Raw genomic sequence first — 12,427 nt, forward strand, 5'->3', positions numbered from 1 at the left:
CCGTGGACAGGGGAATCATCGGGTTATTCCTCCTTGCCGACCGAGGCGGCGAAACCCGACAAAAATAATTCTCGATTGCGAAGAAATATTATTTTGCGGCGACCTTATCGGTGGCTTGGTTTGAGGCTCGGGCAAGGTCCCCTCTCCCTGAAGAGAGAGGGGACTGATCGGAGTGGGTGATACGTCTTTGCTCGCCGGTGGGCGCAGTTCTTTCCGTTCGCACGGATAACTCCCTCTCCCTTCAGGGAGAGGGCGGGGGAGAGAGTGTTGGGCCGAGCGCCGATCTTCTCATTCAGCCCCGCGCACTCACCGTCACCCACCAGTCCGTGCGCTTCTCCACCCGCACCGGCAGCGTCCGCGGCAGCAGGGCCAGCAACTGGTTGGTGTCATCCAGACGGAACACGCCGGAAAGGCGCAGGTCGGCCACACTGGCATCGCAGTGCAGATGGCCATGGCGATAGCGGCTGATCTCGGCGAGGAAGTCGGCCAGGCGCATGTCGCGGGTAACGATCAGCCCATCGGCCCAGGCGGCGCTGTCCATGTTGCTGCGTTCGGCCAGGAGGGCGCTGTCGCCGTTGATCTCGAAGGTCTGTCCGGGCCCGGCGATGGCAGTGGTCTGACCGCGCACGCGCGGAGCGATGGCCACCGAGCCTGCCTCGACGCTCAGGCGTGTGCTGCGCTCGTCCTGGCGCAGGACAAACCGCGTACCCAGCGCCTCGAACAGACCATCCCGGTTGCTCACCCGCAGTGGGCGTGAGGCGTCCTTGGCCGTGCTCAGCAGGATCTCGCCACGCTCCAGAAGCAGCAGGCGCTGGTTCGTATCGAAGCGCACATTCACCGCGCTGTCGGTGTTCAGTTGCAGCACGCTGCCATCGGTCAGGGTGAAGCGCTGGCGCTCGCCGACGGTTGTGCTGAAGTCCGCCATCCAGCGTTGCCAGGGCGCGACCTCGCGGGCCAGCCACAGCGCGGAGGCGCCGACGGCGAAGGTCGACAGCAGCTTGAGCGCCTGGCGCCGCTGCAGTCGCTGAGTGGAGCTTTCCAGGGTTTCCAGCGCCACCCGAGCGCCGGGCACTGCCTGGTAGCCGGCCGCCAGTTCACTGTTCAGCGCCTGCACCCGCAGCCAGGCGGTTTCGTGTTCGGGATTGGCCTGGCGCCAGTGTTCGCAGGCGTTGCGCAGTTCGGCATCGGCATTGCCGTTCAGCCGCAGGGTCCACTGGATCGCCTGCTTCACCACCCGTGGATCGGGTGTGGCGCCATTCATTCGGCGTACCGCAGCTGGTAGCAGTGGAACAGCGCCTCGGCGATGTAGCGCTCCACCGAGCGCACGGAAACGCCCAGTTCCTCGGCGATCTGCGCATGCGGCATGCCTTCACACTGGGCCAGCAGGAAGGCGCTGCGCACCTTGGGCTTGAGGCCATCGAGGAGGCGGGCGATGTTTTCCAGCAGTTGCAGGATGTTGTGCTGCGCCTCCGCCGAGGGGACTTGTGCCTTGGGCAGGTGCGCGATGGATTCGAGGTAGGCGCGCGCCAGTTCCTCGCGGCGCCAGTGATCGATCACCAGGCCTCGGGCCACGGTCCGCAGGAAGGCGCGCGGAGTGCGCAGCTCACTGCGCTCGGGTCGCAGCAGCACACGCACGAAGGTGTCCTGCGCCAGGTCGGCGGCATCGGCGGCATTGCCCAGCCGGCCGCGCAACCAGTTGTGCAGCCAGCCGTGATGGTCGCTGTAGAGCGACTGGACGTCGTAGGTGGAAGACATGGGCGCGCAAAACTGCAAATGATAATTTATCGCATTTTCAACAAGGCGATGGCCATTTGCAAGATATGTCTGAGGCTCCGGTGTTTCCTGTAGGAGCGAGCTTGCTCGCGAACTGTTCGGCACCGGAGCTGCCGGGAAATCCGTTCGCGAGCGAGCTCGCTCCTACAAACAGGCCTCGTGCCTTTTCTCAGCGGTACCAGCGCGGCGTATACACCCAGTCACCACCGCCGGCACGGGAGAAGCGTCGGGTCAGCGACGAGCCGATGATCACCAGGGTGCGCATGTCGACCATCTCCGGGGTCAGCTCGCCGAGACTGACGACGCGCAGGGCCTCCGCCGGGCGACCGATATCGCGGCCGAGCACCACCAGGGTTCCCGGCGTGCGGTGGCGGCGGACGATGTCCAGCGCGCGCCCCAACTGCCACGGTCGCGCCTTGGAGATCGGATTGTAGAAGGCCATGGCCAGGTCGGCGGCGCCGGCATGGTCGAGGCGCTTCTCGATGGTTTCCCAGGGCTTGAGGTTGTCCGACAGGGAAATCAGACAGAAATCGTGCCCCAGCGGCGCCCCGGCCTTGGCGGCGGCGGCCAGAGCGGCGGATACGCCCGGCAGCACCTCCAGCTCCACGCCATGCCAGTGCGGGTCTTCGCTCTCGTGCAGGGCTTCCATCACGGCGGCGGCCATGGCGAATACGCCGGGGTCGCCAGAGGAAATGACGACAACCCGGCGCCCGCCGGCGGCCAGCTCGAAAGCGTGGCGGGCGCGCTGCATTTCCTCGCGGTTGTCGGTGCAGTGGCGCACCTGGTCCTCGCGCAGCGGCTCGGCCATCTTCACGTAGGTTTCGTAGCCGAGCAGGTCCTGGGCTTCGTCCAGGGCGCGGCGCACGGCGGGGATCATGAAGTCGCTGGCGCCGGGGCCGAGGCCGATCACGCTGAGCTTGCCGCGTGGCTGGCCGATGTTGTGGGCTTCGACCGGCGTCGCGGCGCGGTGCAGGTGGAAGGAGTCGCCGTGCAGCACGGGCGGCGGCAGCTCGCTGTCGTTGCCGATGAAGCGCAGCGGCACGCCCAGCTCGCTGGCGGCCTCTGCCAGGGCCGGATCGGCCATGCGGCAGCGTGGGGCGATGACCGCCGCCAGCGATGCCTTTGCCAGTCCGGCTTGCGCCAGGCCCTGGTGGATGCGCTCAGGCAGATGCGAATCCACCAGCGTGACATGAGCCAGCACGACGCGCGGGTGGATGCGCAGTTCGTTGTGTGCGATGCCATCGGCGCCCGCATCGATGCGCAAGGTATGCGCGGCGTCTTCGGCCAGCGGCAGGTCCAGCTTGTCCAGCCAGGGAGCGTCGCCTTCGATGCGCAGCGTGTCGCCGCCCAGCAGGTCGGAGACGAAGCGTTTGCCCTGCTCGATGTCCGCCAGCGCGTAGCCCTGCGGCGGATCGAGCAGGCAGGCGCCGAATCGCAGCTCGCCGCTGGTGGTGATGGCTGGCGCCACTTCCAGTGCGGTGGCGATTTCGCGGGCGATGCGATTCACCCCGCCGAGTCCGCCGAGCAGCGGCACCACGGCGCTGCCGTCTTCGGCGACGGCCAGCACCGGCGGTTCCGCGCCCTTCTCCACGAGCAGCGGGGCAAGGGTACGGATGACGATGCCAGCAGCGCACAGGGCGATGATCGGGGTGTCGTCGCGGTAGAGCTGGCGCAGGGTATCGCCGAAGGTCGCGTAGGACTCGTCGGCGCCTTCAACTCGGTCCTTCAGGCCCATCACGCGCGCCTGTGGATAAACCTTCTGCAGGCGCCGGGCAGTGGCCAGTGCGCCCTGGCCGAGAATGACGATAGCGGTGCGCATCAGCCGTTCCACCGCTGGCCGGGGATGACGATCATCGAGAAGTAGGGCGACGCCATCGGGTCCACGTCATCCAGCGCGACGATACGCTGCTCGCGCATGGTCGCGCGTTCGACGTAGTGCGCGCCGTCGTCGCGGCCCAGCTCGCGCAGCACGCGGCGGACCTTGTCGAAATTGCGGCCGAGCTTCATCACCACGGCCGCGTCGGCGTCGGCCAGGCGGCGCTTGAGTTCGTCTTCCGGCAACACGCCGGAGAGCACCGAGAGGCTCTGGTTGCGGTACACCAGTGGCACGCCGAGTACGGCCGCACTGCCGAGCATCGAGCAGACGCCGGGTACGACTTCGGTGTCATACCGATCCGAAAGGCGGTCGTGCAGGTACATGTACGAGCCGTAGAAAAAGGGATCGCCCTCGCAGATCACCGCGACGTCACGGCCGGCGTCCAGATGCTCGGCCACCTGGGCGGCAGCGGTGTCGTAGAAGTCGCTGATCACGCCTTCGTAGGTCAGCGGCGGTTCGAGCTTTTCGGTGGTCACCGGGTACACCAGCGGCAGACGCTGCTGAGTTTCCAGCAGGTGCTCCTCGATGATGGCGAAGGCATTGCCGCCCTGGCCTGCGTGGTGCTTGGCCTTGGCCACGAAGTAGCCGATCACCGGGGACGCGCGCAGCAGGCGCAGCGCCTTGAGGGTCAGCAGTTCCGGGTCGCCCGGGCCGACGCCCAGGCCGATCAGGCGGCCGGCCATCACTCCACCTCCGTGGCGAGTGCGTTCACCGCCGCGGCCGCCATCGCGCTGCCGCCACGACGACCGCGGACGATCACGTAGGGTACGCCACGGCTGTCGGCGGCCAGTGCATCCTTGGACTCCATGGCGCCGACGAAGCCCACCGGGAAGCCGAGGATCAGTGCCGGTTTCGGTGCGCCGGCGTCGAGCATTTCCAGCAGGTAGAAGAGGGCGGTCGGCGCGTTGCCGATCACCACCACGGCGCCTTCGAGGTGCTCGCGCCAGTGCTCCAGGGCCACCGCCGAGCGGGTGTTGCCCAGCTCGCGGGCGAGCGTCGGGACGTTCGGATCGTTGAGTGTGCAGATCACCTCGTTGTGTGCCGGCAGGCGCGCGCGGGTGATGCCCTCGGCGACCATCCGCGCATCGCAGAGGATCGGCGCGCCCGCGGCCAGCGCCGCGCGGCCGATGGCACCGGCGCCTGCGGAGAAGCGCAGGTCCTGCACCACGTCGACCATGCCGCAGGCGTGGATCACGCGCACGGCCAGTTTCTCCAGGTCGGCCGGGATGCCGGTGAGGTCGGCTTCGGCGCGGATGGTGGCGAAGGATTGGCGATAGATCGCCTGGCCGTCGCGAATGTAATCAAGCATCGATGGAGTCTCCAGGTGCGGCCAGCAGGTCGCCGGCGGCATCGAGGGAAAGGTTGCGCGCCAGCGGCTGGCCGAAGCCGGCCACGCCATCGGCGCGACGGAACAGGTCATAACGGCCGTCGGCGACGGCCAGCAGGGTGTAGGGGGCGACATGGGCGGCGGCGCAGGAGCGTGGGCAGCCGCACAGATGCACGCCGGCTGGTGGCGCGTGGCGCAGGCGTTCGGCGAGGCGCAAGGCATCGGCCTTGGTATCGGCCAGCCCGCGCGCACAGCCGCTGGAGCCACTGCACGCGACGATGCGCGACAGCGGCCGCGCAGCGTCGATCACCAGGCCGAGGCCGCCCAGTGCGCCGAGGGCAACGGCGGCATCCACCTGGGCCACCTCCGGCAGGATCAGGCTTTGCCAGGGTGTCAGCCGCAGCTGCCCGCCACTGAAGCGCTCGGCGAGATCGGCGAGGCCGAACAGTGTGGCGCTGTCGAGGCGGCCGAGGACGAATCCCGCGCCGACCATGGTGCTTTCTGGCTGGCGCTGAGGCTGAATCCCGAGATGGCCGAAAGCCTGTGCTGCAGGGCGCCGCCAGTTATCCACAGCGGGTCCGAGTTGCAGCGCAAAGGGCAGGCGTTGCTGCAGGCGCTCCAGCAGCACTTCGTCGCCGAGCATTTCGCGCAGGTGGCGCATGCGCGTCTGGCCGTCGCCGGCGAGGTCGAGGAACAGCTGCAGCAAGGTTTCCACCAGCAGCGGCACCTGCTCGGCACTGACGGCGGCAAGGGCGGGGCGATCCGTCTCGTTGCGTGGCGGACAACCGGCCAGGCCGAAGGCGAACAGCGGTGCTGCGTCGTCAGACATCGCCGACAGCCAGAGATCGTTGGGGTGCTCCAGCATTGCCAGGGCTTCGCCACCGTCGAGCTGGATGCCGAACTTGGGCGACAGGCCATGGAAGCGCGGGGTGCGCTCCAGCAGGTCGAGCAGTTGGCGGGCCAGCGGAGCAGCGTCGAAAGCCGTGGCGGCGTCGAGGCCGAGCGCCGGGCTGACCAGCAGATTGCGCACATCATCCGACGCCAATTCACGCGGGCCGAGGCCGGCGTTCAACAATTCATGGCTCAGCGCATTTTCAGCGCCAGCATGCACGCCGCGAATCTGCAGATTGGCGCGGTTGGTCGCTTCCAGCACGCCATCGGCATGGCGCTCGGCGGCCTGGGCAATGGCTCGCGCAGCGTGGGCGTCGAGCTGCCCACAGGGCAGCTTGATGCGGCAGATGCCGCCATCGCGGGAGGCCACGATGCGCAGCAGGCCGGGGCAGGCATGCGGGCGGACGGGCAGAGCGGATGTGTCTTGCACTGAGGTCACCAGGGCTGGGTCGCGGTGACCTGCGAATCCCCACAGGGGACTTCACGACACCGATACACCCCGCTCGATGTCTGCACACGCGACTGGTTTCGTCGGCAGGTCTCCTGGCTGGCAGGTCCTCATCCAGCGCGGCCTTCCCGGTTGCCCAGTGGCCTGGCCGGCGGCACGGAACGTTGTCCCGTGGCGCCGCAATGCGCGGACTCGCTGCTTACAGTTGCGGGGGCAGCCACGGCTTAACCGTGTTCCCTCTTCGGCTCCCGGAAACCTCACCGATAGGGGCGAAGCGTCCTACGAGCACCGACGAAGCGGGTATTATGCCTGCTTTGCCCGAAGGCAGGAAAAGCCTGCCCGTCGGATCGATCGTCGCACTCTCGAGGAATTTTCATGACGCCCTGGCTGACCATCGTCGGCATCGGCGAGGACGGTTACGCCGGCCTCGGCAAGGCCGCGCGCCGTGCCCTGCTCGCCGCCAGCGAAGTGATCGGCGCGCCGCGCCAGCTGGAGCTGCTGCCGCACTGCCTGCGCGCCAACCGCCAAGCCTGGCCGAGCCCGTTCAGCCTGGAGCCGGTGCTGCGCCGGCGCGGCGAGCCGACCTGCGTGCTGGCCAGCGGCGACCCGATGTGGTTCGGCGTCGGCGCAAGCCTGGCCCGCCAGGTTCCGGCCGAGGAAATGCGCGTGCTTTGCGCTCCGTCCTCCGCCTCGCTGGCTGCCGCACGGATGGGCTGGGCATTGCAGGACTGCACGTTGCTGTCGCTGGTGGCGCGGCCATTGGCGGCGCTCAATGCGCAGATTCACGACGGTGTGAAGCTGTTGATCCTCAGCAATGACGGCGACAGTCCTGCGGCCGTTGCTGCGCTGTTGCGCGAGCGGGGGTTTGCTGCGAGCCGGCTCAGCGTGCTGGAGCACCTGGGCGGCGACCACGAACGACGCATCGATGGTCTGGCGAATGACTGGTCGCTGGCGCAGGCGGCTGCGCTGAATCTGCTGGCGGTGCAGTGCATCGCCGGTGAACACGCGCAGCGCCTGCCGCTCACTGTCGGCCTGCGCGACGATGACTATCGCCACGACGGTCAGTTGACCAAGCGCGATGTACGCGCCGTGACCCTGGCGCGGCTGGCGCCGAAACCGGGCGAGTTGCTCTGGGATGTCGGCGCCGGTTGCGGCTCCATCGGCATCGAATGGATGCGCGCACATCCGAGCTGCCGCACGCTGGCCATCGAAGCCAACGAAGGGCGCCAGGAGCACATCCGCTTCAATCGCGATGCCCTCGGCGTACCGGCGCTGCAACTGGTCTGCGGCGCCGCGCCGGAAGCACTGCAGGGGCTGGAGCGTCCGGATGCGATCTTCATCGGCGGCGGCGTGACCCTGCCCGGCGTATTCGACCAGTGCTGGGAGCAGCTCAAACCCGGCGGCCGCCTGGTGGCCAATGCCGTCACCCTGCAGAGCGAATCCATGCTGCTGAGCTGGCGCGCGCGCATCGGTGGCGAGCTGACCCGCCTGTCGGTGTCCCAGGCCCAGCCGCTGGGTGGCTTCGACACCTGGCGCGCGGCGCTGCCGATCACTTTGCTGGAAGTCTGGAAGCCGCTGGCCGAGTGAGCATGCGCGAAGAAACCCCGGAGCAGCCACGCCCGCTGCGCAGCGGCTACACCACCGGCAGTTGTGCTACGGCCACCAGCCTCGCGGCAGCACGCCTGCTGCTCACCGGTGAAGCGCTGGATGCCGCGCAGATCGCCCTGCCCAAGGCGCGTTGCGCGACCCTGCGCCTGGAGTTCTGCCGGCTTACTGCTGAAGGTGCCGAAGCCGGCACGCTGAAGGACGCCGGCGACGACCCGGACGTGACCCATGGCGCGCTGGTATTTGCCCGTGTCGTGCTGAGCGATGAGCCGGGTGTGCGTTTTCATGCCGGGGACGGTGTCGGCACGGTGACCAAACCCGGGCTGGTGCTGCCGGTGGGCGAGCCGGCGATCAACCCGGTGCCGCGGCAGATGATGCGTGACAACCTCGCCGCGCTGGCGGCCGAATGTGGCTATGCCGGCGGCTTCGAGGTGACGATCCATATCGAGGGCGGCGCCGAGCTGGCGCAGAAGACCATGAACCCGCGCCTGGGCATCCTCGGCGGTCTGTCGATTCTCGGCACCACCGGCATCGTCCGACCGTTCTCCTGCTCGGCCTACATCGCCTCGATCCAGCAGGGTATCGACGTCGCCCGCGCCAACGGCTTCCGCCATCTTGCCGCCTGCACCGGCAACGCCAGCGAGGACGCCATGCGCCGTCGCTACGGTTTCGACGACACCGCGCTGATCGAGATGGGCGACTTCGCCGGCGCCGCGCTCAAGCACCTGCGCAAGGTGCCGGTGGAGCGCTTCAGCGTCTGCGGCGGCTTCGGCAAGATCAGCAAGCTCGCCGCCGGCCACATGGACCTGCACAGCCGCCACTCCAGCATCGACCTGCCGCAACTGGCCGAGTGGGGCGCCGGGATCGGGGCTTCGGCAGACCTGCAGCAACGCATGCGCGAGGCCAACACCAGCCAGCAGGCGCTGGCGCTGTGCCGTGCCGAGGGCATCGCCCTGGGCGATGCGGTGTGCGCCCGGGCGCTGGCCTTCGCCCGGCGTATCGTGCCCCTTGAAGTAACGCTGGAAGTCTTCGCCATCGACCGCCAGGGCAACCTGGTGGGCGAGGCGCTGGAGGTGAGATGAAACGGGTCCTCCTGCTGGGCGGAATCGGTGAGGCGCTGGCTATCGCGCGACGGCTGGGACCGCAGCATCTCTACAGCCTGGCCGGCCTCGGCAAGGTGCCGGACGACCTCGCCTGCGAAGTGCGCGTGGGTGGCTACGGTGGCGCCGAAGGCCTGGCCGGATTCATCCGCGAACAGGGCTTCGACCTCCTGCTCGATGCGACCCATCCCTATGCTGCGCAGATCAGCGCCAGCGCCGCCCGTGCTGCGGGGCTGGCCGGTGTGCCGTGCTGGGCGCTGCGGCGGCCCGGCTGGCAGTCGGGTGCTGGCGATGATTGGCGCGAGGTCGCCGATTGGCCTGGGTTGATCAGCGCACTGAAGGATTTTCGCCGTCCGCTGTTCACCCTGGGGCGTGAGCCGCTGGAGCACCTCGATGAAATTCCCGCCCACCAGCACTGGACGGTGCGCTGTCTGCAAAACCTCCCAGGTAATCCGCGCGCCGAAGTACTGGGCGCCCGCGGGCCGTTCACCCTGGAGGGCGAGCGCGAGCTGTTCGCGCGGTTGGGTACCGACGTGCTGATCAGCAAGAACAGCGGCAGCCAGGCCACCGAGCCGAAGCTGCAGGTCGCTCGCGAGCGGGGCGTGCCGGTACTGATTCTGGCGCGCCCGGCGTTGCCGCTCGTGGCGCGGGAGTTCGACAGCGTTGAGTCGCTGTGGGAGGCGCTGGAACGCCTGCTGGCGGAATGAGGGAACGCATCGAACGAGGAGCGTTCACAGCGTCGTCATGGTTCGCGAGCAGGCTCGCTCCTGCAGAACCGTCATGAAGCTTCTCCGGTGGCCGGCGCGCCTCTATGCTGGGCCCCGGATTTCACAGGGAGTGACACCATGCTGCGAATTCTCGGCCGCGCTTCATCGATCAATGTGCGCAAGGTGCTCTGGACCTGCGCCGAACTGAACCTGCCGTACGAACGGGAGGACTGGGGCTCGGGCTTTCGCTCCACGGCTTCGGCTGAGTTCATCGCACTCAACCCCAATGCCATGGTGCCGGTGCTTGTCGACGGCGACTTCGTGCTCTGGGAGTCCAACGCCATCTGCAGCTATCTCGCCAGCCAGTATCCGCTCGATGAACTGCTGCCCAACTCGCCCCGCGAGCGCGCGCTGGTGGAGCAATGGATGGGGTGGCAGGCCACCGAACTGAACAATGCCTGGCGCTATGTATTCATGGCCCGTGTGCGCAACAGCCCCAGCCATACCGACGAATCCGCCATCGCCCTGAGCGAGGCGCAGTGGAACCATTGCATGTCCCTGCTGGACCGGCAGCTGGAGCGCACCGGTGCCTTCGTCACCGGCGCCTGCTTCAGCCTTGCCGACGTCGTCCTTGGCCTGTCGGTGAACCGCTGGTACCTGACGCCCATGCAGCGCCCGGAACTGCCCGCAGTTGCCGCCTACTACGAGCGGCTGAGCGAGCGGCCGGGGTTCCTGTTGCATGGGCGCAATGGGGAACCTTGAGATCAGCGGAAAATCGGTGCCAGGGGACGACCCCTAGCCCTCTCCCTCTGGAAGAGGGCTAGGGTGAGGGGCTCTCGGTAGCTCAAGCAGGGAGTTCACCAATAGGCCGATACTCCGCGCCCAGCTCCTGCGCCAGTTTTTCTGCGCGACCAAGTCGCACCGCGCCACCCTCGATATCCACCAGCACCGTCGGACAGCTCATCGGCTGCAGCGCCGGCCAGTCGCGCAATCGGCCATCGGTCAGCACCAACAGGCGCTGATGTTCACCCGGCTTCTGTCTCTGGCGCTTGTCCAGCCATTCGCGGGCTTGCTCAAGCGCTTCGATCAGCGGGGTGCCGCCGCCGGCTCCAAGTTGCTCCAGCCACACCTGAAGCTGACTCGATGCCTTCTGGCCCTGCCACAACCAGCGCGGCTGTGCGCCGGTGGCATGCAGCACGGCGAGACGCGCGCGTTGGCGATAGGCCTGTTCGAAGGTGTCGGCGAGCAGCCCCTTGGCCTGTGCGAGGGCGCCGTGGCGACGGGTGCTGGCTGAGGCGTCGACTATCACCAGCCAGAGTTCGCTGGGCTTGCGGCTGCGGGCGCGCAGTACCAGGTCGGCGCGGCGTTGCGGGCGGCCATTGCGCAGGGTCGCGAGCCAGTCGATGCGGCCGTGCGCGCCCGGCTGACGGGCGCCGCCGCGGCCTCCCGCAAGTTGGCCGGGTCGGGGGTTGGCATCCGCGCCTGGGGCCTGGCGCGGGCGGATGCTCAGGGCTTTTTTGGCCAGCCCGGCAACTGTCGGCGCTCGCCCATCGTGACGTTCTGGGCGGGGAGTTCACCCCATTGGCCTTCGCCGTTGGAAGCGTTGGACGGTGCTTGCGCCTGCCTGGACGAAGGTTGCTGCGGCGTTGCCGATTGCGCTGGTGCAGGGCGGCGACGATGGGCGAGGGCGAAGTGTTCCACCGCCTCGATGTCCTGCGCCTCGATGGCGTTGGCGCCGCGCCAGGCGGCGTGGGCACGGGCTGCGCGCAACCAGACCAGATCGGCGCGCAGGCCATCGACGCCGGCGGCGTGGCAGCGCTCGGCGATCTCGTTCAATGCAGCATCATCCAGCGCAATCGCGGTAAGGCCTTGCCGGGCATCGACACAGCGCTGTTGCAGCGCTTGCTGTGCGCCTTGCCACTGAAAGAGGAAGGCCTGCGGATCGGCATCGAAGGCCAGCCGGCGGCGAACGATCTCGGCGCGCTCGGTCGGCGCCGGGGTGCCGTGCAGTTGCACCTTGAGGCCGAAGCGATCCAGCAGTTGCGGGCGCAACTCGCCTTCCTCGGGGTTCATGGTGCCGATCAGCACGAAGCGCGCGGGGTGACTATGGGACAGGCCGTCGCGCTCGATCAGGTTGACCCCGCTGGCAGCCACGTCGAGCAGCAGGTCGACGAGGTGGTCGGGCAGCAGGTTCACTTCATCCACATAGAGCACGCCGCCGTGGGCGTGGGCCAGCACGCCAGGGGAGAACTGCGCGCGACCTTCGCCCAGCGCCGCATCCAGGTCGAGGGTGCCGACAATGCGTTCCTCGCTGGCGCCCAGCGGCAGGGTGACGAAGCGCCCGCCGTCCAGCAGATCGGCGACGCCGCGCGCCAGGGTGGACTTGGCCATCCCGCGTGGCCCTTCGATCAGCACGCCACCGATGGCGGGGTCGATGGCCGCCAGGCACAGGGCCAGCTTCAGCTCATCGGCGCCGACGACGGCGGCCAGGGGGAAGTGGGGAAGGGCGCTCATGGGGGATTCCTGCGGATTTCGTCCGTGCATGGTAGCGAACCGGGCGTAGGAGGTGCGACCAATGTCCATCAGAACGATAGAGCCAAGTCATTGATCGGCACGCCACGATGCAGTAACTTGGCTCTACTTCCACGGAGAACATCATGCCGTCCAGCTTGCCCGTCCAGTCCCTCGCCCGCCTCGGTG

General features: G+C 68.1%; 12 protein-coding genes and 1 riboswitch. Of the genes, 4 read left to right on the plus strand and 8 right to left on the minus strand.

Annotated features, from left to right (window positions below):
- Nucleotides 1–292 precede the first annotated feature (292 nt).
- From GJV37_RS13580 to cobG, 6 genes are all read right to left on the minus strand, one after another.
- Nucleotides 293–1,261, minus strand: coding sequence for a FecR domain-containing protein (locus GJV37_RS13580; RefSeq protein ID WP_170859969.1), 969 nt, complete (start codon nucleotides 1,259–1,261; stop codon nucleotides 293–295).
- On the minus strand, nucleotides 1,258–1,755 hold the full coding sequence (locus GJV37_RS13585) for a sigma-70 family RNA polymerase sigma factor (protein ID WP_170859970.1): 498 nt from the start codon (nucleotides 1,753–1,755) through the stop codon (nucleotides 1,258–1,260). Before GJV37_RS13585 ends, GJV37_RS13580 begins: the two co-directional genes overlap by 4 nt.
- 187 nt (nucleotides 1,756–1,942) lie before the next feature.
- On the minus strand, nucleotides 1,943–3,592 hold the full coding sequence (gene cobJ, locus GJV37_RS13590) for a precorrin-3B C(17)-methyltransferase (protein ID WP_170859971.1): 1,650 nt from the start codon (nucleotides 3,590–3,592) through the stop codon (nucleotides 1,943–1,945).
- Complete coding sequence (locus tag GJV37_RS13595; RefSeq protein WP_170859972.1) at nucleotides 3,592–4,332, minus strand: precorrin-2 C(20)-methyltransferase; 741 nt, start codon at nucleotides 4,330–4,332, stop codon at nucleotides 3,592–3,594. Before GJV37_RS13595 ends, cobJ begins: the two co-directional genes overlap by 1 nt.
- Nucleotides 4,332–4,958: a precorrin-8X methylmutase gene (locus GJV37_RS13600; RefSeq protein WP_084357979.1), complete on the minus strand. Its 627-nt coding sequence runs from the start codon at nucleotides 4,956–4,958 to the stop codon at nucleotides 4,332–4,334. The genes GJV37_RS13595 and GJV37_RS13600 overlap by 1 nt, the downstream gene beginning before the upstream one ends.
- Nucleotides 4,951–6,306, minus strand: coding sequence for a precorrin-3B synthase (cobG, locus tag GJV37_RS13605; protein ID WP_420875919.1), 1,356 nt, complete (start codon nucleotides 6,304–6,306; stop codon nucleotides 4,951–4,953). The genes GJV37_RS13600 and cobG overlap by 8 nt, the downstream gene beginning before the upstream one ends.
- A 77-nt stretch (nucleotides 6,307–6,383) precedes the next feature.
- A riboswitch (cobalamin riboswitch) is annotated at nucleotides 6,384–6,623 on the minus strand.
- 67 nt (nucleotides 6,624–6,690) lie between these two features.
- Here cobG and GJV37_RS13610 point away from each other — a divergent pair.
- From GJV37_RS13610 to GJV37_RS13625, 4 genes are all read left to right on the plus strand, one after another.
- Nucleotides 6,691–7,902, plus strand: a complete 1,212-nt coding sequence (locus GJV37_RS13610; protein WP_038803585.1) for a bifunctional cobalt-precorrin-7 (C(5))-methyltransferase/cobalt-precorrin-6B (C(15))-methyltransferase — start codon at nucleotides 6,691–6,693, stop codon at nucleotides 7,900–7,902.
- A 2-nt stretch (nucleotides 7,903–7,904) separates the two neighbouring features.
- Nucleotides 7,905–9,002 carry a cobalt-precorrin-5B (C(1))-methyltransferase gene (locus tag GJV37_RS13615; RefSeq protein ID WP_170859974.1) on the plus strand — a complete coding sequence of 366 codons (1,098 nt, stop codon included), beginning with the start codon at nucleotides 7,905–7,907 and terminating at the stop codon, nucleotides 9,000–9,002.
- Nucleotides 8,999–9,727 (plus strand): cobalt-precorrin-6A reductase, encoded by a 729-nt coding sequence (locus tag GJV37_RS13620; protein ID WP_170859975.1) that lies wholly within the window; start codon nucleotides 8,999–9,001, stop codon nucleotides 9,725–9,727. Before GJV37_RS13615 ends, GJV37_RS13620 begins: the two co-directional genes overlap by 4 nt.
- Nucleotides 9,728–9,865: 138 nt before the next feature.
- Nucleotides 9,866–10,489 carry a glutathione S-transferase family protein gene (locus GJV37_RS13625; protein ID WP_024767461.1) on the plus strand — a complete coding sequence of 208 codons (624 nt, stop codon included), beginning with the start codon at nucleotides 9,866–9,868 and terminating at the stop codon, nucleotides 10,487–10,489.
- Between the two features lie 82 nt (nucleotides 10,490–10,571).
- On the opposite strand, the gene GJV37_RS13630 is transcribed toward GJV37_RS13625, so the two are convergent.
- Nucleotides 10,572–11,237, minus strand: coding sequence for a vWA domain-containing protein (locus GJV37_RS13630; RefSeq protein ID WP_240157960.1), 666 nt, complete (start codon nucleotides 11,235–11,237; stop codon nucleotides 10,572–10,574).
- A complete protein-coding gene (locus GJV37_RS13635) occupies nucleotides 11,234–12,241 on the minus strand; it encodes a magnesium chelatase ATPase subunit I (protein ID WP_170859976.1) in 1,008 nt (335 codons plus the stop codon). Before GJV37_RS13635 ends, GJV37_RS13630 begins: the two co-directional genes overlap by 4 nt.
- Nucleotides 12,242–12,427: the final 186 nt, after the last annotated feature.

It is taken from the genome of Pseudomonas nitroreducens (assembly GCF_010994165.1).
In the GTDB taxonomy this organism is placed as follows: Bacteria; Pseudomonadota; Gammaproteobacteria; order Pseudomonadales; family Pseudomonadaceae; genus Pseudomonas; species Pseudomonas nitroreducens.